General features: G+C 55.1%; 17 protein-coding genes. 7 read left to right on the top strand and 10 right to left on the bottom strand.

Annotated elements, in window-relative coordinates:
* Positions 1-10 precede the first annotated feature (10 nt).
* The 5 genes from ABIE64_RS17580 (at position 11) to adhP (ending at position 6,713) form a co-directional block, all read left to right on the top strand.
* Positions 11-2,980 (top strand): bifunctional [glutamine synthetase] adenylyltransferase/[glutamine synthetase]-adenylyl-L-tyrosine phosphorylase, encoded by a 2,970-nt coding sequence (locus ABIE64_RS17580; RefSeq protein WP_354378124.1) that lies wholly within the window; start codon positions 11-13, stop codon positions 2,978-2,980.
* A 130-nt stretch (positions 2,981-3,110) separates the two neighbouring features.
* On the top strand, positions 3,111-3,575 hold the full coding sequence (bcp, locus tag ABIE64_RS17585) for a thioredoxin-dependent thiol peroxidase (protein WP_354378125.1): 465 nt from the start codon (positions 3,111-3,113) through the stop codon (positions 3,573-3,575).
* A 241-nt stretch (positions 3,576-3,816) separates the two neighbouring features.
* Positions 3,817-4,587 (top strand): response regulator, encoded by a 771-nt coding sequence (locus tag ABIE64_RS17590; protein WP_007090268.1) that lies wholly within the window; start codon positions 3,817-3,819, stop codon positions 4,585-4,587.
* 144 nt (positions 4,588-4,731) lie between these two features.
* Entirely contained in the window at positions 4,732-5,550 is an 819-nt protein-coding gene (locus ABIE64_RS17595; RefSeq protein WP_354378126.1) for a ferritin-like domain-containing protein, read from the top strand.
* Between the two features lie 140 nt (positions 5,551-5,690).
* Positions 5,691-6,713 carry an alcohol dehydrogenase AdhP gene (adhP, locus tag ABIE64_RS17600; RefSeq protein ID WP_007090270.1) on the top strand — a complete coding sequence of 341 codons (1,023 nt, stop codon included), beginning with the start codon at positions 5,691-5,693 and terminating at the stop codon, positions 6,711-6,713.
* Between the two features lie 71 nt (positions 6,714-6,784).
* Here the strand turns inward: adhP and ABIE64_RS17605 are convergent, their stop codons facing one another.
* The 5 genes from ABIE64_RS17605 to ABIE64_RS17625 form a co-directional block, all read right to left on the bottom strand.
* The gene (locus tag ABIE64_RS17605; protein WP_354378127.1) at positions 6,785-7,420 is read right to left on the bottom strand and encodes a glutathione S-transferase family protein; all 636 of its coding nucleotides are present in this window, start codon (positions 7,418-7,420) and stop codon (positions 6,785-6,787) included.
* Positions 7,421-7,505: 85 nt separating this feature from the next.
* Positions 7,506-8,033: a methylated-DNA--[protein]-cysteine S-methyltransferase gene (locus tag ABIE64_RS17610; RefSeq protein WP_007090272.1), complete on the bottom strand. Its 528-nt coding sequence runs from the start codon at positions 8,031-8,033 to the stop codon at positions 7,506-7,508.
* A complete protein-coding gene (locus tag ABIE64_RS17615) occupies positions 8,030-9,559 on the bottom strand; it encodes an AlkA N-terminal domain-containing protein (RefSeq protein ID WP_354378128.1) in 1,530 nt (509 codons plus the stop codon). The genes ABIE64_RS17610 and ABIE64_RS17615 overlap by 4 nt, the downstream gene beginning before the upstream one ends.
* Positions 9,560-9,641: 82 nt before the next feature.
* A complete protein-coding gene (locus ABIE64_RS17620) occupies positions 9,642-10,244 on the bottom strand; it encodes a nucleoside deaminase (RefSeq protein ID WP_354378129.1) in 603 nt (200 codons plus the stop codon).
* 156 nt (positions 10,245-10,400) lie between these two features.
* Positions 10,401-10,652 carry a hypothetical protein gene (locus ABIE64_RS17625; RefSeq protein WP_007090275.1) on the bottom strand — a complete coding sequence of 84 codons (252 nt, stop codon included), beginning with the start codon at positions 10,650-10,652 and terminating at the stop codon, positions 10,401-10,403.
* A 183-nt stretch (positions 10,653-10,835) separates the two neighbouring features.
* Between ABIE64_RS17625 and ABIE64_RS17630 the strand changes: the two genes are divergently transcribed.
* A complete protein-coding gene (locus ABIE64_RS17630; protein ID WP_354378130.1) occupies positions 10,836-12,137 on the top strand; it encodes an abortive infection family protein in 1,302 nt (433 codons plus the stop codon).
* 70 nt (positions 12,138-12,207) lie between these two features.
* Here the strand turns inward: ABIE64_RS17630 and prfB are convergent.
* The 4 genes from prfB to ABIE64_RS17650 form a co-directional block, all read right to left on the bottom strand.
* Positions 12,208-13,336 (bottom strand): peptide chain release factor 2 gene (gene prfB, locus ABIE64_RS17635; protein WP_139328243.1). Its coding sequence is split into 2 segments (ribosomal slippage): positions 12,208-13,266 and positions 13,268-13,336, totalling 1,128 coding nucleotides; the frame shifts between segments, so codons are not numbered across the junction.
* Between the two features lie 171 nt (positions 13,337-13,507).
* On the bottom strand, positions 13,508-15,091 hold the full coding sequence (locus ABIE64_RS17640) for an alkaline phosphatase D family protein (RefSeq protein WP_354378131.1): 1,584 nt from the start codon (positions 15,089-15,091) through the stop codon (positions 13,508-13,510).
* Positions 15,092-15,304: 213 nt separating this feature from the next.
* Positions 15,305-17,734 carry a penicillin-binding protein 1A gene (locus tag ABIE64_RS17645; RefSeq protein WP_040059878.1) on the bottom strand — a complete coding sequence of 810 codons (2,430 nt, stop codon included), beginning with the start codon at positions 17,732-17,734 and terminating at the stop codon, positions 15,305-15,307.
* A gap of 276 nt (positions 17,735-18,010) precedes the next feature.
* Positions 18,011-19,306, bottom strand: coding sequence for an N-acetylmuramoyl-L-alanine amidase (locus ABIE64_RS17650; RefSeq protein ID WP_354378132.1), 1,296 nt, complete (start codon positions 19,304-19,306; stop codon positions 18,011-18,013).
* Between the two features lie 656 nt (positions 19,307-19,962).
* Between ABIE64_RS17650 and ABIE64_RS17655 the strand changes: the two genes are divergently transcribed.
* The gene (locus ABIE64_RS17655; RefSeq protein ID WP_354378133.1) at positions 19,963-22,971 is read left to right on the top strand and encodes an Rne/Rng family ribonuclease; all 3,009 of its coding nucleotides are present in this window, start codon (positions 19,963-19,965) and stop codon (positions 22,969-22,971) included.
* 80 nt (positions 22,972-23,051) lie between these two features.
* Here the strand turns inward: ABIE64_RS17655 and ABIE64_RS17660 are convergent, their stop codons facing one another.
* Positions 23,052-24,203 carry a pyridoxal phosphate-dependent aminotransferase gene (locus tag ABIE64_RS17660; protein ID WP_354378134.1) on the bottom strand — a complete coding sequence of 384 codons (1,152 nt, stop codon included), beginning with the start codon at positions 24,201-24,203 and terminating at the stop codon, positions 23,052-23,054.
* Between the last annotated feature and the right edge of the window lie 64 nt (positions 24,204-24,267).

Here is a 24,267-nt window from a genome sequence, read left to right on the forward strand (position 1 = left end):
AAAGCAAAAAGTGTCTCTTTCCTGGATTACACCTGATCTGCCGAAACCCTTCGATGCGGATCGCTGCAATAACGGTTTCGAAAGATGGTCGGCACTTGCCGATCGTCCCGTCTTTGAACATCTGGCACAACAGATTGGCGACATTGCGGCCAACAGCCCGAAAAAAGATGTTCTGGCGGCAATGTTTGGCAATAGCCCGTACCTGACAAACCTGTGCCTGCGCGATCCTGATATCGTCTGTCTGACCTTTGATCAGGGACTTGATGCCGCCTTTGACGCCGCCCTTGATCCGGTGCGCAAAAGTGCGAATGCCAGCGCCCTGGATCAGGCAAACACCATGGCCGAAGTGCGCAAGGCGAAACGCCGGGCGGCTTTGGTTATTGCGATGGCCGATATCTGCAAGGCCTGGACGCTTGATAAAATCACGAGCGCGATTAGCACCACAGCCGAGGTCACGCTTGAATTCGCCTTGGCGCATTGCCTTTCGGCAACGGCCAGACAGCGCAAATTCGACCTGCCCCATCCCGATGATCCGTTGCGCGATTGCGGGATATTTGCGATTGGCATGGGAAAGCTTGGCGCCAAAGAGCTTAACTATTCATCCGATATCGACCTGATCTTCCTTTATGATCACGAGGTCGTCACCTATATCGACCCGGATCGCTTGCAGCAGGATCTGGTGCGGATGGTGCGCGATGTCACGCGCATCATGGAAGAACGCACCGGTGATGGCTATGTTTTCCGCACCGATCTGCGCCTGCGCCCCGATCCGGCATCCACCCCGCCGATCCTGTCGATGCTGGCGGCTGAAACCTATTACGAGACGGTTGGTCAGAACTGGGAACGTGCAGCCATGATCAAGGCACGCATCGTTGCAGGAGACAAAAAATCAGGCGATATATTCCTTGAAATATTGCGCCCTTATGTCTGGCGCAAGCATCTTGATTTCCTTGCCATTCAGGACATTCATTCGATCAAACGCCAGATCAACGCCCACAAGGGCGGCAGCAAGGTCGTGATTCCGGGCCACAATATCAAGCTTGGCCGTGGCGGCATTCGCGAGATCGAATTTTTCGCCCAGACCCAGCAACTGATCTGGGGCGGGCGCGAGGTTGCGCTCCGCTGCAAGGCGACCTGTGATGCGCTGCGCGAATTGACCGAATTTGGCCAGATTACCGAACAGGTTCGCGACGAAATGCTTGTCGCCTATGAGTTTTTGCGCACCGTCGAACATCGTTTGCAAATGACAAACGACCAGCAGACGCAGACATTGCCCGACAATGACGAAGGACTGCACGGGCTTGCGACCTTCCTTGGCTATGCCACGCTTGATGGTTTCAAAGCCGATCTTCTGCATCATCTGCGTAAGGTCGAAAGCAATTATGCCGAACTTTTCGAAGATGATATTCCCCTGGTCGCATCCGACGGCAATCTTGTCTTTACCGGAACGGAAGACGATCCTGATACAATTGAAAATCTGCGCCAGATGGGGTTCGAGAACCCGACCAATGTTTCGGTTACCGTGCGCGGATGGCATCACGGGCGTTATCGTGCCACCCGGTCAAGGCGGGCACGTGAAATCCTGACCGAGCTGATGCCGACCCTGTTGAAGGCATTGTCGCAAACCACCAACCCGGACATGGCGTTTCGCGCCTTTGATGAATTCCTCAAAGGGCTGCCTGCTGGCGTTCAGCTTTTCTCGTTGCTGACGGCAAATCCGGAACTGCTTGAGCTTCTGGCGCAGATTGCCGGTACGGCACCGCGCATGGCCAAATATCTGGGGCGCAATGCCGGGGTGCTTGATTATGTTCTGATGTCGGGCTTCCACGACGAACTGCCCGATGCCGATACGATGCTTGAGGAACTCAACAGCCTTCTTTCGCGCGAGGATATGGTCGAAGACTGGCTTGATACCGCACGGCGCTGGGCGAACGATCAGAAGTTCCGCATTGATGTGCAAACCATCCAGAACCGCCATACCCCGCATCAGGCAGGCCGGGCATTGGCCGATGTCGCCGATGTGGCCATTCGCGGGCTTTTCCCGCGCATTGCCGATGATTTTGCGCAAAAGCATGGCAAGTTTGACGATGGCGGGCTTGCGGTCTTTGCGCTTGGCAAACATGGCGGGCAGGAACTTTCGCCCGGTTCCGATCTTGATATGATCTTTGTCTATGAAGTGCCCGGGGATGCCGAGGAATCAAATGGCGAAAAGCCTCTTAGCCCCGGCCATTATTACATCCGGCTCAGCCAGCGTTACATCAACGCCCTGTCGGCACCGACGGCCGAGGGGGTCCTGTTTGAAACCGACCTTCGCCTGCGCCCCAGCGGCAACAAGGGACCACTTGCCACCCATTTCAAAAGTTTCGAGGCCTATCAGCTTAACGAGGCCTGGACGTGGGAGCATATGGCACTGACCCGGTTGCGTCCGGTTTATGGCCCGCAGGCCCTGTGTGACAGGGTCATGGAAACCACCAATTCGGTGTTGCAGAAAAAGCGCAATCCCGATGACCTGCTGCGCGATGTTTATGACATGCGCAACCGCATGGATGCCGGCAAGGGGGATAGCCACCCCTGGGCGATCAAGATGCGGCGCGGCGGGTTGGTTGATCTGGAATTCATTGCGCAATATCTGCAACTGGCGCATGCCCATACCCATCCCGAAATCCTGTCGCCCACCACGCGCGAGGTTTTCAAAAACCTGTCATCCGCCGGGATACTGGAGGCAGAAGAAGCAACCTTCCTTGCCAATGCCGGATCATTCTGGCTGGCGTTGCAGGCAATGCTGCGCCTGACGACCGAAGGGCCGTTTGATCCCGCAAATGCCAGTACCGATTTGCGCCGTATGCTCGCACGCGCCGGGCAATGCGATGATTTCGATGCCCTTCAGGCCAAGCTTGACGAAACAGCAGGCCGGATCAAGGCGATCTATGATCGTCTGATTACCGAACCGGCCGAAAAACTTCCGCCCCGTTCGGAATGAGCAGAGTGATCCGGAACAATTTGCAATGCTTATAAGGTTTTGTATTTTCGCAAGCACGGTCTGGAGAAACTTCCTGACATGGCTTTCCGAAGCTGGTCAGGGACGTGCAACTTTGAACAAGGATAGAACAATGGCACTTGATGTTGGTGACAAAGCCCCTGATTTCGACCTGCCGACCGACGGCGGCGGTTCGGTCAAATTATCGGACCTTAAGGGCAAACCGGTTGTGATCTATTTCTATCCCAAGGATATGACGCCGGGCTGCACGACGGAATCGTGCGAATTCCGCGATGCCGAACCCGATTTCAGCGCGGTCAACGCCCAGATCATCGGTATTTCCAAGGACAGTGCCAACAGTCACGACAAGTTCAAGGCCAAACATGACCTGAACTTTATCCTCGCATCGGATGAAAACAGCATGACCTGCGAGAATTACGGTACCTGGACCGAAAAAAGCATGTATGGCAAAAAATTCATGGGAATCGAGCGCAGCACATTCGTCATTGATGGTGATGGCGTGATCCGGAATGTCTGGCGCAAGGTAAAGGTCAAGAACCACGTGGCAGAGGTTCTTGCCGCGGTCAAAGCACTGTAATTTACCGCCCCAGTCTTACGAATAGGGACCGGTCGGATGAGAATCCGGCCGGTTTTGCATTTTTATAACAATTAAAAATGGATATTTTTCAGGCACCTAATAAACCCTACCCTTATTCAATATGTTGCCTTGCCTTGTTTGTCGGGCTAAGAATCCGGATATGGGAGTATAAGGTGTATCGATTTTTACACTTCCTGGTGAATGGCGAACGACCGGGGAACCGGCAAGGCAGGGTAAAACAATGAACAAGAATGTTATCGATCTCGACGATCAGATGCTCGCCGATTTCCGTGATGAGGCGAACGACATCGTCAACAGCATCGGCGTGCATCTTCAGAATGCGCGCAGCAAGGCCGATCCGGCGATCCTGACATCGATCCAGCGCGAAATTTTCAATCTTCGATACAAGGGCAAGTCGGTTAACGCGCCGCTGGTCAATCTGACCAGCCACCGTCTTGCAGATTATGTCACGACATGCCGCGAACTGACCGAGGACGCGATTGCCGATATTCAGGCCTTTATCGACAAGATCGAGGGGCTGCTGGATGGTGACATGTCCGGTGGCGGTGCCGATTCAGCCGAATTCGTGCGCGAACTGCCGTCCAAACGTGCCCCTGACATTGATCCGAACTGGCTTAAAAAGACCAATGTCGAAGCCCTTCTGGTCATTCCGCAACGTTCCATGTCAGCCATTGTCGAACGCGAACTGGCGGCTTGCGGTTATCGCTGTTCGGTCACGCAAAGCTCGTTTGAGGCGATTGAACTTGCCGTGCGCACCCGCCCGGATTTCATCATCGTTGCCAAAACCATTGATGAGCTTGGCGGTGTTGACGTTGCCAGTGCGTTGCAGGCCATGCCGAAAACCCGCAGCATTCCGACCGCAGTTCTGACATCGGATGCCCCGAACCACCCGTCCCTTCAGGACCTGCCATGCCGAACCGCGATCATCCGTAAAGGCCCGGCCTTTGGCGAAGATCTGGCCGAAGCACTGGCGCGCTTCAACATTACCTGAGACAGCATCGATATATCCGGGTTTGACAGGGCGGCCGTGATTTTTCCGGTCGCCCTTTTTCGTACCATCACCACGCCGGGATTGACCCGTTATCCTGCACATGGCACAGAATGCCGGTAATCCTTCATGTTCCGGAAAAGCCTCATGTCCCGCCTGACCCTTGCCGAAGCAGCCAAACGCGCCCTTCTGACGGCGGATGCCACGGAAAAAGCCGATGTCACCGCCGAAATGGCGGCGATGTGGCGCAATGGCGAGATTACCGAGGTGGGTTCAACCGATCTTCCAGATCGCCCCGGACGCCCGGCAAAACCGGAACTGCTGCCGCCCAACAAAATGCCCAAACGCAAAAAAGGCAGCGTTCAGGGCCGCATCGGGCTTCTGCATGCACTGGCCCATATCGAGCTTAATGCCATCGATCTGGCGTGGGATCTTTGCGTGCGGTTTCCCGAAGCCGACATGCCCAAGCATTTTCATGATGCCTGGGTTCAGGTCGCCGACGACGAAGCGCGTCATTTCAAGATGATCAACAAACGTCTGGGTGAAATGGATGCGGCCTATGGCGATTTGCCTGCCCATGATGGCCTGTGGCAAACATCGATGGACACGGCCTATGACATTCTGCCGCGTCTGGCGGTCGTGCCGATGGTGTTCGAGGCACGCGGCCTTGATGCCACCCCGCCGACCATCGAACGGTTGCTGTCGCATGGGGATACCGAAAGTGCGCGCATCCTTAAAATCATCGCTCATGATGAAATCGCCCATGTTGCGGCGGGGCGTAAATATTATGAATATATCTGCGATCAGCGCGGCCTGCCCTATTACACGACATGGCATGACATGCTGCGCAAACATTTTCGCGGCCCGCTTAAACCGCCCTTTAACGACGAAGCCCGATATGAAGCCGGAATGCCGCCCGATTATTACCAAGACTATGTTCTGGAACTGCCGGGCGAGGATGAATAGGGGCAGGGCCGATGCGGTTTTTATCCCGTTCCTTGATACATCGCAAAGTTTATAATCATATTATCCTATACCCTTCTTGCGCGCTTAATGCATGCCCGCTACCCGTGGGCATAAAATCATTCCGCAAGGAGGATATGAGCATGCCTGCTACCATGAAGGCCGCCGTTGTGCGGGAATTCGGCAAGCCATTGTCGATTGAGGAAGTCACCGTCCCCAAAGTCACGCCCGGCAAAATTCTTGTAAAGATCACGGCATCCGGCGTTTGCCATACCGATCTGCACGCTGCGGAAGGCGACTGGCCGGTCAAGCCGAACCCGCCCTTTATCCCCGGCCATGAAGGTGTCGGCATCGTTGCCGAAGTTGGCGAAGGCGTCACATCGGTCAAGGAAGGCGACCGGGTTGGTGTGCCGTGGCTGCATTCGGCCTGCGGGCATTGCCATCATTGCATTACCGGCTGGGAAACACTTTGCGGCGAACAGCTTAATACCGGTTATTCGGTTAATGGCGGGTTTGCCGAATATGTTCTTGCCGATCCGAACTATGTCGGCCACCTGCCCGACCCGCTTGAATTTGGCAATGCGGCACCGGTGCTTTGCGCCGGGGTCACGGTTTACAAGGGGCTTAAGGAAACCGAATGCAAACCGGGTGAAACCGTTGTCATTTCTGGTGTCGGCGGGCTTGGTCACATGGCCGTGCAATATGCCAAGGCCATGGGCATGAAGGTGATCGCGGTTGATATCAGCCCGGAAAAACTGAAACTTGCCAAGGACCTTGGCGCTGATTGGGTTCTGAATGCCAAGGAAACCGATGTGGTTGCCGAAGTGCAAAAACAGATGGGCGGGGCGAACGGGGTTTTGGTTACGGCCGTTTCCAAATCCGCCTTTGCGCAGGGTGTTGGCATGCTGGGCCGTCATGGCACCATGGCATTGTGCGGCCTGCCGCCCGGCAAGTTCGAGCTTGATATCTTTGATACCGTCCTGTCGCGCAAAACCATTCGCGGCTCCATCGTCGGTACACGTGCCGACCTTCAGGAAGCATTGGAATTTGCCGGCGATGGCAAGGTGCATTCGCACTTCACCACCGAACCGATGGAAAACATCAATTCGATCTTTGATCGCATGCGGGCCGGAACCATTGATGGCCGTATCGTGATGTCGATCTGATCAACCCGATTTATCGCTGAAATAGCCAAAGGGCCGCCCTGAAAAGACGGCCCTTTGGCATTTGACCACATTTATTTCAAATCCTGCCCGCTTAGCGGATCTTCGCTGTAATAACGCACCGGCACCGCATCGCCAACGATGTTGCCCACCCGCCTAATCCAAGCGGTAAGCCCATCGTAAAGCACCATATCCAGATCGGCTTCATGCGCCAGATGCGTGTAGGCATAAACTGCGATATCCGCGATGGAATAGCGCGAATTTGCGAGGAAATCCTGATGACTTAAGTGACGGTCAAGCATCGCCAGCACATTTTTGGCGCTAGCACGTCGGTTTGGTAGCTGTGCATGATTGGCGTCATTTTTTCCCGTCAAATTCCAGTATCGCAAGCTTGCGATAGTTGCCTGAACATAGTCAGCTTCGAAAAACAGCCACTGGCAGACCTTGGCGCGCTCAAAGGCGTCCGAGGGCAAATAATCCGTTCCATCCGCCAGATAAAGAAGGATGGCATTGGATTCAGCAATAAAGCGCCCATCATCAAGTTCAAGCACCGGCACCGCCCCCGCCGGGTTCATTTTATAGAACCCATCGGTATGGCTTTCACCGGCAAAAATCGAAACCCATTGTGTTTGGTATTCACGGCCCAGATGGGCGCAAAGCTGTCGTATCTTCCACGCGTTTTGTGATCCGGCATAATCATAAAGCTTCATCAGATGAGACCTTTCAGGCAAAGAAATAGCGTTCCGGCACATGATCCGCCGGTCGTTACTCAGGAAAATTCAGGATTATCGGGGATCAGGCGGCTTTTCGGGCCATCCTCGCCTCGTGATCGAGCAGCCAGCGTTTGCGATCAAGCCCACCGGCATAGCCGGTCAAAGTCCCGTCCGATCCGATGACCCGGTGGCAGGGCACAATGATCGAAACCGGGTTAAGTGCATTGGCACGTGCCACCGCGCGAACCGCTTTGGGGTTGCCAAGGATATCGGCCTGCCCGGCATAGGATCGGCTTTCGCCGCTGGGTATGGCGATCAGGGCATCCCAAGCCGATTTCTGAAAATCGGTGCCGATCATCCGCACATCATCCATCGGCAAGGGCATGAGACGACCGGCAAAATAACTGTCCAGCCAATCGGTGACGGATTTTGGGGCAACACCGCCTTCGTGCCAGTCGACATTTTTAAAGCGTCGGGTCTGGATGGTGTGCAGGCGGGTATCGTTGTTTTCGAAATCCAGATGCACCAGTTCGCCATCCACCATCGCAAGGCTGAGTTTGCCAATCGGGCAGTCATAGCGGGCAATGTCGATGCGGGTTGTCATGGTCATTTCCCTTTCGTTGGAGGCTGGGGCTTTGGCTTTGGCGCATGTTCCTGTTCAAGTGCCGACCACAGATATTGCGCGGCATAGGCACGCCACGGACGCCAGCGTTCGGCATGCTGTTCCAATGGTTTGGGCTTTGCTGGTCCCCCACCGATTTCAGATGCCTTCAGGATGCCAAGATCAGCCGCCGGGAAGGCATCCGGATCGCCAAGCCCGCGCAGGCCGAAATAATTCAACGTCCACGGGCCGATCCCCTTGGTCGCGGTCATTGCCGCCAGGATGTCATCGCCCGATTGTCGGTCACATTGCGGATCGGCAAACAGATCGATGATATCGGCAAGTGTCTGGGCGCGGCGGGTCGTAAGCCCGATTGATATCAATTCCTGTTCCTGCATGGTTGCGGGTTTCGGAAACAGATGGGTGATGCCGGTTCCGGCAATCAGGTTTTCAGGCAAAACCTCGCCAAAGCGGGCCACCAGTCGCCCGGCCAAGGTACGGGCGGCGGCAACCGAAACCTGTTGACCCAGTACCGCCCGGATCGCCAGTTCGAACCGGTCCCAGCATCCGGGCACACGCAAGCCCGGGCGTTTATCGACCAGCGGGCGCAGCAATTCATCATCGGCAAACAGCGCCGTGATTGAGGGTACATCGGCATCCAGATCAAACAACCGCCGCACCCGGCCCCCGATTTCAAGCACGGCGTCACGCGCCGGACCGCGCAGGATGACGTCCACCCCGCCCTGATCGGCTGCGAACCGGCATATCATCAGACCGACGGCATCATGGATGCGAAAGCCGCGGGCATAGGTGCGGTCGCCTACCGCCTCCAGCCCCGGAATGGCGCGGGCCCGGAAGAATGTCAGAAGGTAGTCGGCATCAAAGGGTTGCCGCGCGCGCAGGCGCAGGATCAGATCGTCGCTTTTGGGCGCGAAGGGATCATTATCGTTTTTATCTGACACGGGTTTGGCCTTTATGCCGCGCCGGAACGCGGTTGGTGCGTGGCCATAGGCGGTTTTCATCGCATCGTTAAACCGGCGCAGACTGCCAAATCCGGCAATATCGGCGATATCCGTCATTGACAGGTTGCTGTCGACAATCAGTTGCCGGGCACGCAGCAGACGCCTTGCCTTGGCATGGTCTTGCGGGGTGACGCCGGTATGTTCCTTGAAAATACGGCGCAGATGACGATCTCCGACGCCAAGCCGGTCGGCAAGCTGTTCGACCGATCCGGTTTCAAGGGCCCCTTCCTCGATCAGCCTTACCGCCCTTGCAACGGTGGCGTGAACCCCGGCACTGGCGGGTGATCCGGGGGCGGCTTCGGGGCGGCAGCGCAGGCATGGGCGGAACCCATGGGCAATTGCCGCCTCGGCACTGGGATAAAATTGCACATTCACGCGCTTTGGCGTGACGGCGGGGCATATCGGACGGCAGAAAATCCCGGTAGTCAGAACGGCAGTATAAAACCGACCATCAAACCGGCGATCCCGGGCCTTTAATGCGTGATAGCAGATATCATCATTGAGCTGTTCCATGCCCGGCAGCTTAGCAGATCGCGCAGATAAAACTCGCCAGATTCGGACTCAAACGTGAAACCGCCGGAACCCACCGGCAATCTCAGTTCAGCGGAATATCGTTTGCGCCCTTGCCGTCCTGATACTGATCAGAAAGCGCGTCATATTGCTCGGCAATCGATTTTGCCTTTTCAAGCCACGCTGCACGGTCGGCTTCGGGCAGTTCGGCAATCATGGCCATCATGGAATGACTTTGCCAGAATGCGTTGGATTTGTTGTATTCCCCGGCATCAAGGGTGAAGACTTCCTTGAGGATTTTAAGGTCATGGGGGATTTCAAACGCGTCGCGGGAATCCTCGTGGCTGAAGAAATAATAGAAATTATCAAACCCGGCCCAGGTGATGGCGGATAAGCACATTGAGCACGGCTCGTGCGTGGAAAGAAAAATCAGTTCCGACGTCGCCGGACGCTGATCAGAGGGCATTTCATAAAAACGTTTAAGACAATGGACTTCACCATGCCAAAGCGGGTTTTCCGTCTCATTATTGGTTTCGGCCAGCACCAGCGAATGATCGGATTTGCGCAACAGAGCCGCCCCGAAAATCTTATTACCGGCGGCGACACCCTCGCGGGTTTTGGGCAGGATGTCGTTTTCAAGTGTGGCAAACAGGGTGGCAAGAAGGGCGGTTCTGTCGTCGCGTGGCATAAGGGCGGTTCCCGATGAAATGTTTGATGCTTTTTGATGGCTTCCATTTCATCGTCAATGAACCGCCCTGCCAACAGAATTTATTGCAGGTTTTGTGACCGGACGGGAGAAACACTATGTGCGGCATATTGATAGCGGCAGGAACCGGATGGTTTCCTAACCACGCAGGATGCCATCATTGATGTCTTCGTAACGCTGATCGGCGGGAACAGGGCGATAGAAATCCGGGTCCAGCAAGGTCGTAACCGCGATAAGCGTCGGCGATTTTCGATCCCGAACCTTGGTGATCAGGGCATGATCAACCGGTCTCATTTCGCGGATTTTGATGACCTCGAAAATGGGACCATTCGGGGTGGCAAGTTTGAACTGGTCGCCAACAGCGACCTGGCCATGGGACTGACGCGGCATTTTTGGACTTCACCTGACTGATAGACGTTTACTCAAGATGCAAAACCCGCCGAGGCCCTATTTTTCAAAGACTTGGCCCTTTCGTTTTTCAACGGATTTTGCTTATCGGCAACACACTGCCACACATATCAGGCGAGACTATGACAGAAGCGGGATTTTTACGGGCAATTGCATTAGAATGTATTGAACAACGTTGAAACTTTCCGCGATGGTACAAGTTCGATGCCGCTTCCTGATTTTACAGAAAACCTGCAACCTTATTTGGATACACTTACAGAACTTCTCGAATCTCAAGATGCTGAAAAAGCAGCCGAAATTGTTAAAACGGCGACAGTAAGTATCTCCGAAACGGATTTTGACAATTGGAATGGCGGCACACCAACATGGACTTTGCGCTTTAGCATTCCCCCTAGAAACTACTCACAACTAATATCTGAGAAAAATGCACTAGAAACCCAAATTGATCGCGCATTCAGTCCAGTGTGGTCACAGTTAGATGCGGGTTGGCTGGTTGTCGAAATTTGCCCTCGCATAGCTTTGAAAAAACGTCATCAAATTTCAAGTGGAGAAATTCCGCAGAGTGTCAGGCAAAATATACTCGATGGAATGCGATTAGATGGAATCAGGTGGCAGGGAAACAGAGAAGATGCCGAATTCCTGAGCCGCATATTCGATTTAGAACAATTACCTTCCTTTGACAGTCGATTTCGCACGGCCGCAGAGGATATCTGGCAACATCGTGTAAACAACTACGACTGGGAAGACGATTGGATATTCACGGACAAGCGTTTTCAGTTGCTTGATGGCCCAACAGACACATTTCTGAAGTTCATATGCGAAGTTGTTCATCCCATTACGCAACCAAGCAAAGAAATTTCCGGTAAACTTGTTTCTGACTTTAACGACCAGCTTTCTCCGTACGGTTGGGTGCTCGTTGAGGAGGAGAGAATAGCCGGTCGCCCCCGCTACATAGCCCGTCAAGAGAACTCCGACACTAACACTCAGTTCACTAGAGCCCACGAAGCCGCTAATACACTTGATGCCAACTGGATGAGCAGAGAAATACGAAGGATCGAAGTAGCCATCGACACGGACCCTGATCTTGCAATCGGTGCAGCGAAGGACCTATTGGAGAGCTGCTGCAAAACCATCCTCGAAAAAGAACAGATTGAAGTAAAGAAAACCTCTACCCTTCCTCAACTAACTAAGGAAGTTTGCAAACTGCTCAAACTGGTTCCTGAGGGAATTCCGGATGAGGCAAAGGGTGTTGAAAGTATAAAAACGCTATTGGGTAATTTATCATCAATTCCAAAGCACATAGCCGAAATTAGAGGGCTATACGGATCGGGACATGGACGTCCGGGAAACTATAAAGGATTAGAAGCCCGCCACGCTCGACTGGCAGTGAGCGCAGCGGTAACGTTTGTCGACTTCATTACAGAGACCTACAAACGCAGAAAAGCGACTTCTGAATCTTCTAATTAAGTTTTCTAAGCGGCACAACACCCCGCCAGTTTTCCTGTGCGGGGTGTTTTGTGTGGCAATCCGGTTTGGATCAATCGATGTCTTCGACTTCGCCAGCGGAGCCGGTGACCTTGGCGGCCAGGGCGGCGGCCATGAAGGCATCAAGATCGCCGTTCAGAACGCCCTGGGTGTCGGATGTTTCGACACCGGTGCGCAGGTCCTTGATCATCTGATAGGGCTGCAACACGTAGGAGCGGATCTGATGGCCCCAGCCGATATCGGATTTGGTATCCTCAAGCGCCTGGGCTTCGGCTTCGCGTTTCTGAAGTTCGGCCTCGTACAGGCGGGCTTTGAGCATCTTCATCGCGGTATCGCGGTTTTTGTGCTGTGAACGGTCGTTCTGGCACTGGGCGACGATACCGGTCGGAATATGCGTGATACGCACGGCCGAGTCCGTTCTGTTAACGTGCTGACCACCGGCACCCGATGCGCGGTAGGTATCAATCCGAAGGTCCTTGTCGAGCACCTCGATATTGATGTCGTCATCAATCACCGGATAGACCCAGCAGGACGAGAAGCTGGTATGGCGGCGCGCGGCACTGTCATAGGGCGAAATACGCACCAGACGGTGTACGCCGACCTCGTTTTTTAGCCAGCCATAGGCATTGTGACCGGTGACTTTATAGGTCACCGATTTGATGCCGGCTTCCTCGCCATCGCTTTCTTCGAGCATTTCCAGCTTGTAGCCCTTGGACTCCGCCCAGCGCACATACATGCGCGCCAGCATGCTGGCCCAGTCCTGGGCCTCGGTCCCGCCGGCACCGGCGTGGATTTCGAGATAGGCGTCATTGGCATCCGCCTCGCCCGAAAGCAGGCTTTCAAGTTCACGCTTGGCGGCGATTTCGCGAATGTCGCGCAGGCCCTGTTCGGCCTCGGCAACGGTATCGGCGTCACCTTCGGCTTCGCCAAGTTCGATCAGACCGATATTGTCTTCGAGTTCCTGGGCAAGAGCCTTGTAACCATTGATGGCGTCGTCAAGCCGGGTGCGTTCCTGCATGACTTTCTGCGCGTTTTCCGGCTTGTCCCACAATGTGGGATCTTCGGCCAGCGCGTTCAGTTCGTCGAGGCGTCTAAGAGCGTTATCCCAGTCAAAGATGCCTCCTCAGCAGTGCCATCGACTGCTTGATTTCATCGACCAATGCCTGTGCTTCGGCGCGCATTGATGTCTCCGTTATTCATATGAAATTCTGTAAGGCCGCGAAGGATCGCAGCAACTTCGGCGGCGCTTATAGCAGTTTTTGCCCCGATTGAAACCCCCGCGGGGACGCACGGCAGGCATGGAAAAACCCGGCACATCAAATGCGCCGGGTTTAAAGGGGGTATTGCGTGGGTTAGCTGTAAACCGGATCAAGCGTCACGGTATATAGTTCTTCGTCGGCCACATCACGAAGCGACACGCGGAACTGTTCGTTTTCGGCGTCGATATCAACAAGGCCAAAGAATTGCAGGCCAAAGGATGGCGGCAGATTAACGCCCTGTTCCTCAGTTGGATGTTTGGTATACATCACCTGTGGACCGAATGTATTATCCATGTCATTCGGGCCAAACGTTCCGGCATGCAGCGGGCCGGAAACGAACTCCCAGAACGGATCGAAATCCTGGAACCGGGCCTTGTTCGGGTCATAGTAGTGGGCGGCGGTATAATGCACATCCGCTGTCAGCCAGACGGTATTGCGAATACGCGCCGACTTGATGAAACGCAGCAATTCAACAATTTCAAGTTCGCGCCCGGCCGGTGCACCATCACCATTGGCCAGATTTTCGAAGGTGCTTTTGTTTTTCCAGTCATCATAGACAATCATGCCAATTGGCATATCCGCGGCAATAACTTTCCAGGTTGCCTTGGAATTCAGTAGACTGCGTTTAAGCCATTCGATCTGCTCCCGGCCAAGGAAGGTTGTCTTGTCATTGGGTTCCGGGCTGTTATTGGCATCGTTCGCAGCGCGGTAGGTGCGCATATCAAGGAAGAATATCTCAAGCGACGGACCATAGGACACCTTGCGATATACCCGCCCCGGTTCGGTTGCATGTTCGGTGATCGGCAGCATTTCACGAAATGCCCGGTTGGCGCGTGCGGCCAATAGGGATACCGATTTTTCGCTGTAACGATCATCCCCGGTCAGCATTTCACCGGGATACCAGTTGTTGGTCACTTCGTGGTCGTCCCACTGGTAATAGACCGGGATCAGGCGGTTGAATTCGCGGACATTCTTATCAAGCATGTTGTATTTGTAATTGCCGCGAAACTCGGCAAGGGTTTCGGCGACCTTGCCGGTATCCTCGGTCGTGATGTTTTTCCAGATATCGCCATCGGGCATTTTTGCCTGTTCGGCAAACGGGCCATCGGCATAGATGGTATCGCCGGAATGGATGAAGAAATCCGGGTTGTGTTTTGTGATCGTGGCATAGGTTTTCATGCCGCCGCGATCCTCGTCAATGCCCCAGCCCTGCCCGGCCGTATCGCCCGACCAGCCAAACCGGATATTGCGTTTTGCCGCCGGTGCGGTGCGGAAATGACCGATCACCGGTTCGGACGATGCCCGTCCATCATCAAGATTTTCGAAATGGATTTTATAAAACACGTCCTGCCCGGCCGGCAGATCATTCAGGGCAAGCTTGCCGGCAAAATCACGTTCCGGCAGAACATCGACATGCGGAATTCTGACGGATCGTGAAAAGTTTTCCGTTGTGGCGATTTCGGTAATCATCCGTGACGCACGGTCCGCACGGCCCCAGATACAGGCGGAATTGGCGGTGACGTCACCACTTTGCACCCCATGGGTGATCATTGGACGATCTGCCGCACGCGAAATGGACGGCATGAAAAATCCACCCATCGCCGATGCCGCACCGGCCGTGGCGGTTACAGAGGCGGTCGTGGTCAGGAATTTTCGGCGGGAAAGACGAAAAGACATTGAAAGAACCCCTTCAAAATTTGAAGTAACACCTTGAAGAGTATGACAAATTCAAATGACAGGACCGTTGCGGCCTCTTGATGGTTTTATCAACATTTGATGACACTGGCGCGCGCAATACGACGTTTGCAGCCCCGCCTCGTTTTCAAATGAAAAAGACCGGATGCGATTGCATCCGGCCCCTTAAACATTCCCGCAAAAGCGCGGCAAAGATCAGTAAATACCACCCGGGCTTGAAACGCCGCCGGTATTGCCTTCGGCACCGACGCCGCTGTAACCGGCATCGCCACCATCAATGACGTTGTCATTCGATGACGGAATGGTGCCGGGTTTGAAAGCTTCCCAGATCACATTCTGATCCCCCGGGCGGGCAGGAAGACCGGAACGGGCTTCAACGCGGACCATGCGAATGCCCGGCGGTGTACGGAATGGCACGGCCTTTGTGCCCTTTAACGCATCGCCCATGAACTGCTTGAAGATCGGGGCGGCGGCACTTGCCCCCTGCTCCTGATCGCCAAGCGAGCGGTTATCGTCAAAGCCGACATAAACACCAACCGCAAGGTCGGGCGAAAAGCCGACAAACCATGCATCGCGGCTATCGTTCGTGGTACCGGTTTTACCCGCCAGCGGATAACCGAGTTCGCGAATGCGACGACCGGTTCCGCGTTCAACCACACCTTCAAGCATCGATACCATCTGGAACGCGCTTGCCGGGTCGGTAAGCTGTTCACGGGTATCGGGCAGTTCAGGGGGCATCTGATTGCGGAAATCGACATCCTGACATTCCGCACACTGGCGTTCGTCACGACGATAGATCACTTCACCGCGACGGTTCTGAATGCGGTCAATCAGGGTCGGGGTGATTTTCTTGCCGCCATTGACAAATTCCGCATAGGCCGCCGTCATGCGCATGACGGTGGTTTCCGCCGCACCAAGCGCCATCGAAAGAACCTGTGGCATATCATCGACAACACCGAAACGTTGCGCGTAATCGGCAACCTTGTCCATGCCGATTGTCTGCGCCAGACGTACCGTCATCAGGTTACGCGACAGTTCGATCCCCAGACGCATGGTCGAAGGACCATAGAACTTGCCGCTATAGTTGCCCGGCTTCCATTTACCAAGCCCTGGCCCCTGATCAATCACGAATGGCGCATCAAGCACCAGGGTCGACGGGGTAAAGCCCTGATCAAGGGCGGCCAGGTAAACAAACGGCTTGAAGGCAGAACCGGGCTGACGACGGGCCTGGGTCGCGCGGTTGAATTTCGACATGTCATGCGAAAAACCGCCCGACATTGCCAAAACACGCCCGGTATGCGGGTCCATCGCGACAAGCGCCCCATTGACCGCAGGAATCTGGCGCAGGCCATAGGTATTGGGCGGCAGTTCTTCGCCATCAAGTTCCGCAAAATGCCGCACATAGATCACATCACCCGGCGACAGAACATCTGATGGGCTGTTGACCGCAGCACCAAGCTTCTGGCCTTCTTTCCACGGACGCGCCCATGTCAGGAAGCGAAGCGGAATGCGGCCCTGCTTGCCCGACAGAAGGCCAAGGGTTGCTTCTTCGGCACTGACACGCAGAACAACGGCCTTGTCCCATGGCAAATCATTGGGTGTTTCGACTTCGCGCAGTTTCTGCTGCCAGTCATCGGCCAGATCGATATTGGTGATCGGACCGCGCCAGCCATGACGACGGTCATATTCCACAAGCCCTTCGACCAGCGCCTGATCGGCAATGGTCTGCAGGCGCGGATCAACCGTCGAGCGGACCGACAGCCCGCCATCATAAAGCATGTTTTCGCCGTAACGGTCGACCAGCTGGCGGCGGACTTCCTCGGCGAAGAAATCAGCACGATAGGTATCGACAGACTGGCGTTCCTTGGCAATCAGCGGGCTTGCCCACGCGTTCTGGGCTTCGGCCTCGGTGATGAATTTTTCTTCGAGCATCCGGCCAATCACCCAGTTACGACGCGCTTTGGCTTCGTCATGATTGCGGACCGGATGATAATTCGACGGTGCCTTTGGCAGGGCGGCAAGATAGGCTGCTTCCTCGATATTGATTTCATCAAGAGACTTATCGAAATACCGCAGGGCCGCCGCCGCAACACCATAGCTGCCATTACCGAGATAAATCTCGTTCAGATACAGTTCAAGGATATGTTCCTTGGAAAAGGCACGCTCGATCCGGAAGGAAAGGATTGCTTCCTTGACCTTGCGTTCATAGGAAACTTCGCTGGTCAGAAGGAAGTTTTTGGCAACCTGCTGGGTGATGGTCGATGCACCGACCGGACGCTTACCCGTGCCCATATTGACAACGTTGGTCACGGCTGCGCGCAGCACGGATGCGAAATCGATGCCCGGATGGCTGAAAAAGTTTTTATCCTCGGCCGCGACAAACGCATCGACAACAACATGCGGGATCGAGGTGATCGGCACGAAAACGCGTTTTTCACGCGCATATTCGGCGATCAATGCCCCGTCACTGGCATGGACGCGTGTCATGACTTCGGGTTCGTAGTTTTCAAGCTGGGTGTAATCGGGCAAGTCCTGACCGAAATGCCAGAAGATCGCCAGAACGCCGATCCCGCCGGCAATTGCCATCAGGAAAAGCACACCAAAAATACTTAGTAAAATACGCATAAACAGGTCTTTATCATTTTGCTGTTTTGGCCTGATCCGGTTTGGCGCGCACCAAAGCGCACCTTTCGGAGAATTGCAATCAGCCTTATCATAGCGGCAAAAAAGTGACGGCGTTGTGACACTGCGCACGGCCACCGTATTTTCTGTTCCGACCGGGCAAAGATTATAGCCCTACCGCCCCATCAAAGCGAGAGTCGGAAATTCCATTGCACGGAAAAGTTATGCAAATTGCCAATATGCTTTTCGAAATCCGGGGACGAAGCCGTTGAACCCGGCCTAGAATTTATGTTTTTCGAAATAGATATCGATGGCGCGCAGTACAGCTTCGGCGACCTTGCGCCGATGTGCCGGGCTTTGCAACAGCTTGGCATCCGTCGCGTTCGATAAATAGCCCATTTCAAACAGGGCTGAGGGGATATCAGGAGCCTTGAGCACGGCAAAGCCCGCGAACCGATGGGTCCGGCGTTGCAGTTCGATGCTTTTGCCCAGTTCGGTGACCATATTGGCCGCAAGGGTCGCCGACAGGTTCATGGTTTCGCGCTGTGCCAGATCGATCAGGATGCTTTGCACCAGCGAGTTTTCTTCCGACAGGTCAATACCGGCAATCACGTCAGCCTTGTTTTCCTTTGACGCCAGTGCGGCGGCTTCTTTGTCCGACGCGTTTTCAGACAGGGTATAGACTGATGCACCGCGATGCTTGGAATTGCCAATCGAGTCTGCGTGCAGCGAAATAAACAGATCGGCCCCGTTTTTACGCGCGATTTCGGTTCGCTGGCGCAATTTCAGGAACACGTCCTTGTCGCGTGTCAGAAGCACACGATACCGACCGGAATCGGTCAGAACCTTTTCAACTTCGCGGGCGGCGGCAAGTGTCAGGTCCTTTTCATAGACCCCGCCAACCCCGATTGCGCCGGGATCAACCCCGCCGTGACCGGCATCAATCGCAATCAGCGGCTTTTCCGAACCACCACGACCGGACTCAACCGCAACATCGGCACTTTGTTCGGTGGCACTGGTGTCGTTGCGGCTGCGTGCGGAATAGGCGACCATGCTTTCGCGTGATGCCGCCATAAAGGCATCACGCTTGGCGGGCGACAAATCAACGACAAGACGATGGGGCTTGCCATCGGATGCAGGCAGCGTGAAGATTTTTGAAACAAGTGCCGGTTCGGCAACGTCAAGAACCACACGGAAGGTGCCCGGTTTGAACAGGCCGTAACGCAATCCTGAAATCAGGCCCCCGCCCGACGTTACCTTGCCCGGGGGGGCGGTCCATTCGATTTCGGGCATGTCGATGATGACGCGATATGGATCGGGCAGCAGAAAGTAGCTGAACTCGACACTGCGATCGAGATCAATGACAAAGCGGGTATAGTCGGGATAAACGCCAAGGCGCGCGCCAAGAACCTTGGTTTCCTGCGCATTTGCCGTGGCAGAACCGCCGACACAGATCATCATCGCCAGAAAAAGCGACAAACAGAGTGCAGCAACAATCCGGGCCGGTTTTTGCCCGACCAAGAACAGCGTTTCTGCCGTCGCATTCACCTGCGAACCCGTTTGAACTGATACCATCGTCCTGCTGCGTTTATCCTGAGAATGCGGAGTAATTTTAGACTGGTTGCCTGCGTTTATAACAATGCGTTGGTTAACGGGCAATTGACTGCCCGTGAAACACGCGACGCGAACAACATTCTTCGTTTCGATGTCCATTACATTAATGTAAACGGTAAAAACATTGCAGGATCATGGATTTGGCAGAAGGCATCCGTGATTGGCGCAATCGGGCGAAAAACTTCGCGATTTTGAATTCAACCACAACAAAGTCATCGGACAACGTAACAAAACTGTTTGTCGCGGGACTTCAAAAGGGATATGTTGCACCCGAGATTCCTATGCCTTGCGGTGTGAACCTTATTAATCCGCCAGGCTGAGGACGCGACGAGGCCAGTTCTCGGGTCGGTGTCTCGGTGACGCGGCAATTCCCGCTCCCGATAGAGCCCTCCCATTCAAGGCTGTCTTGGCGCGCTCGAGATTACGCAACCAATTTTTGTTTCAACACCAAAACCAGGTCCGAACCGGAAGAGCAGCCGAAACGCGATGAACCAGATATATACAGGACATATCGCGACCTTTATGGACGGCGCCTCCGGATACGCCGGTTTATTTGCATACCAGCGCAACATCGCTTTACGCAGGAAACTGGCGGGACCTTTAGGAACAGGTTCCGAATGGTCAAACGCATGCTCATCGATGCAACGCACACGGAAGAAAGCCGTGTCGTTGTTATTAATGGAAATCGCCTAGAAGAATACGACGTCGAAACTTCGACCAAGAAGCAGATAAAAGGAAATATCTATCTCGCGAAAGTGACGCGTGTAGAACCGTCCCTGCAGGCGGCCTTCGTCGATTACGGCGGAAACCGCCATGGTTTCCTCGCCTTTAGCGAAATTCATTCCGACTATTACCAGATCCCGGTCGCAGATCGCGAAGCCCTTTCGCGTAGTCACAGTGACGTCAAGGATGCCGACATCGTCGAAGACAATATCGGCGACGTATCCGAGGGTAACGATACCCCGAAAAAAGAAAAGAAACCGGCCCGCACCCGCAATCGCCGCAAACCGCGTGCGAAAGCATCGGACGAAACCGCGGTTGAAACCGATGCAGAAGCACCGGCAACCGACGAAAACGCCGATAGTGCGGAAACTGTTGCGGTCGACGCCCCGCAGGAAAATGACGCTGCGGCAAGTGATGACGCGAACGATGAAGACGCAAAACCGCGCCGTCGTCGCCCCCGCAACCGTCGCAAGAAATCCGACGAGGTCGAGGCATCTGGTGATGGCACCGCCGACGCATCGTCGAACGATGGTGATGATACCGATGGTTCGGGCGGCGGAAATGCTGCCATGTCAGCAGAAATTGCCGAACTGACCGTCGATATCGAAACAGAGCCGGCCGGTGCCGCCGAAGAAGAAGACATCGATGATCTGGGCGGCGATGACGGGGATGAATTCTCCGACAGCCATCGCCCGCAGATGCAGAAGCGCTACAAGATTCAGGAAGTGATCAAGCGCCGCCAGATCCTGCTGGTGCAGGTGGTCAAGGAAGAACGCGGTAACAAGGGTGCTGCGCTTTCGACATTCCTGTCGCTGGCGGGTCGTTATTGCGTTCTGATGCCAAATACCCCGCGAGGTGGCGGCATTTCGCGCAAGATCACCAATGCACAGGATCGCAAGCGCCTTAAATCCATTCTGGCCGAACTGGAAATTCCGGATGGCATGGCCGTTATCGTGCGTACCGCAGGTTCGGAACGCACCAAGGCCGAAATTAAACGCGACTTCGATTATCTGATGCGTTTGTGGGATCGTATTCGCGAAACAACCCTTCAGAGCCAGGCACCGTGCCTGATTTATGAAGAAGCCGATCTGATCAAACGGTCCATCCGTGACCTTTATGCACGCGATGTTGACGAAGTTCTGGTCGAAGGTGACGAAGGTTACCGGATCGCCAAAGACTTCATGAAGATGCTGATGCCGTCACATGCAAAGCGTGTGCAGCCCTACAAGGATCAAGGTGTTCCGCTGTTCCACCGCTTCCAGGTGGAAAGCCAGCTTGATGCGATGCTCAATCCGGTCGTGCAGCTTAAATCGGGGGGTTATATCGTTATCAACCCGACCGAGGCACTGGTCGCGATTGACGTGAACTCGGGCCGTTCGACCCGCGAGCGCAACATCGAAGAAACCGCGTACAAGACCAACCTTGAAGCCGCCGAGGAACTCGCACGCCAGCTGCGCCTGCGCGATCTGGCCGGTTTGATTGTGGTCGATTTCATCGACATGGAAGACCACCGCAACCAGGGGGCGGTTGAACGCAAGCTTAAAGAAGCCATGCGCAATGACCGGGCCCGCCTGCAGATCGGCCGTATCAGCCCGTTCGGCTTGCTTGAAATGTCGCGCCAGCGCCTGCGCCCGTCGCTTGTTGAAAGCGCGTTCGAGGTTTGCGCACATTGCCGCGGTGTCGGCCTTGTCCGTTCGATCGAAAGTGCCGCCCTTCATCTGCTGCGTGTGCTTGAAGAAGAAGGCATGCGTCGTCGTTCCGGCGCGCTTACCGTTCATGTTGCAAGCGAAGTCGCGCTTTATATCCTGAACCGCAAACGTGACACGCTGGCCGAAATCGAACAGCGTTACGGCTTCACCGTGATGATCTTTGGCGATGACAGCCTGATTTCGCCAGATCACCGGATTGAACGGTCACGTGCGAAAAAGGGTGACGAAGAAGAAGCCCTGCCGGTTCTGAACACCGACAGCGTATCTTTGACCGCGATTGAAAGCCCGGTTGAACCGGACGAAGACGAAGAAGAAGAAGACGTTGCAGAGGTACGTGATACCCGTGATCAGCGCGACGACGATGATCAGGGCAATAAACGCCGCCGTCGCCGTCGCCGCCGTCGTGGCCGCAATGATGAACGTGATGACCGTGATGATCAGCACGAAGCCGATGCATCAGATGATGCGGCCGGTTCGTCGGATCGCGGTGATCAGGACGATAACGAAGATGATGACGACGACGAAGCACAGCGTAAACGCCGCCGTCGCGGCAAACGTGGTGGACGCCGTCGTTCACGCCGTCAGGAATTTGAAAACGCGCCGCGTGTCAAATCGCCTGCCGATGATGCACAGGCAACTGCCCTTCGCCGGGATCGTGATCACAGCGCACCGGAAGGTCAGGTCGAGGATCAGGTTGTTGATGCCGACAGCGAAGGTCAGGATGCCGACAGCTTCGATCAGGAAGGTGTCCGTGTTGGCCGTGAGCGCAGCGCAACCGCCCCGGCCCCGGCACGGCCGCGTCGCGAACGTCGTGATCGCAATGACAATCGCCGCAACAGGCGGGATCGCAATGACCGGGGTGATGTGAAAAACATCCCGATCCAGAGCGGCCCGGCCCCCGAGACTGCGGAAGAAATCGCCAAGGAAACCGTTTCGGCACCAGCACAGAGCCCAGCCGAAACACCCGTAGCAAGCCCAGCGGAAATCGTGGCGGAGAAACCGGCAAGCCCGGCCCCTGCACCCGCAGCAGCACCGGCAGCGGAGCAATCCGAACCGAAGGCAGAGCCAAAAAAACCGGCACCAAAAGCCGAAAAGGCACCGGAACCGGTAGCGAGTGAACCCGCTTCTGCCGAACCGGCAAAAGACGAAAAACCCAAGTCGAAGAAACGCGGCTGGTGGAGCCTTGGTCGTTAAGATCAGGACCTGATAAAACCCAAAAGGGCTGCCGAACATTCGGCAGCCCTTTTCGTTGCGGTCTGTTTGAGATCAGGGGCTTATCGCTGCCAGTTCTTCAATGCCTTTACCGCGCCCAGCATGGTTGCCTCGCTATGTGCAAATGAGAATCGGACATAGTGTTTGCCGCGAAGCCGATCAAAATCCGTGCCCGGCGTGGTGGCAACACCGGTTTCGTCAAGCATGCGACGGCAGAAGGCCTCGCTATCATCCGTAAGATCGCGGACATCGGCATAGAGATAGAATGCACCATCCGCCGGGGCGAAGTTGCCAAATCCGGCTTTGGGCAGTTCATCGAGCAGGATTTCACGATTGCGGGCATAGGCCGCGACATTGGCCTGCAATTCGTCCTCGCAATCAAATGCGGCGACGGCGGCGATCTGTGATAATGCCGGGGCCGAAATAAACAGGTTCTGTTGCAGGCATTCGACCGCGCGCATCAGATCAGGCGGCACCACCGCCCAGCCCAGACGCCAGCCGGTCATCGAGAAATATTTCGAGAAGCTGTTGATGATGATCGCATCATCGCCGAATTCAAGTGCGGTGCATTCGCGGACATCGCCAAACGAAATGCCCTGATAAATCTCGTCACTGATCAGGCGAATACCGTTTTCCCGGCAATAGGTCGCCAGTTCGCGGTAAGTTTCAACGTCAATCATGCTGCCCGCCGGGTTGGACGGACTTGCAACAATCAGACCGTCAATCGTGTCCTCAAGATCACGCAGCATGGCAACGGTCGGCTGATAATGGCTTTCGGGACCGGCAGGCAGATTGACGGTTTCAATGCCGAGTGCGGTCAGGATGTTGTGATAGGCCGGATAGCCTGGTGCCGCCATCGCCACCCGATCCCCGGCATCAAAGGCCGCCAGAAACGCCAGCACGAAGATCGAGGACGAGCCACTGGCAACGCAGATGCGCGACGGATCGACCGGGGTGTTGAATTTACGCTGATAATGCCCGGCGATGGCTTCGCGCAGGGGATCAATCCCCATGGCATTGGTATAACCGATCAGATCGTTATCAAGGGCGCGGGCCGCGGCCTCGCGGACCTTGCGTGGGGCCGGTGTGCCCGGCTGCCCGACTTCAAGGTGATAGACAGCCTTGCCGTCGCGTTCGCGCGCGTTGGCGGCACGCATGACATCCATAACAATAAACGGCGAAATGGCACCGCGGCGCGATTGTTTCAAAGCCATTTGTGGGGTCCTGCTTTGTATCGTGAAAATCGGGGCAGGAAATCCTGCCCCGATGAAATGTCTG

The organism is Thalassospira sp. MBR-102 (assembly GCF_040549275.1).
GTDB classification, from domain to species: Bacteria; Pseudomonadota; Alphaproteobacteria; order Rhodospirillales; family Thalassospiraceae; genus Thalassospira; species Thalassospira xiamenensis.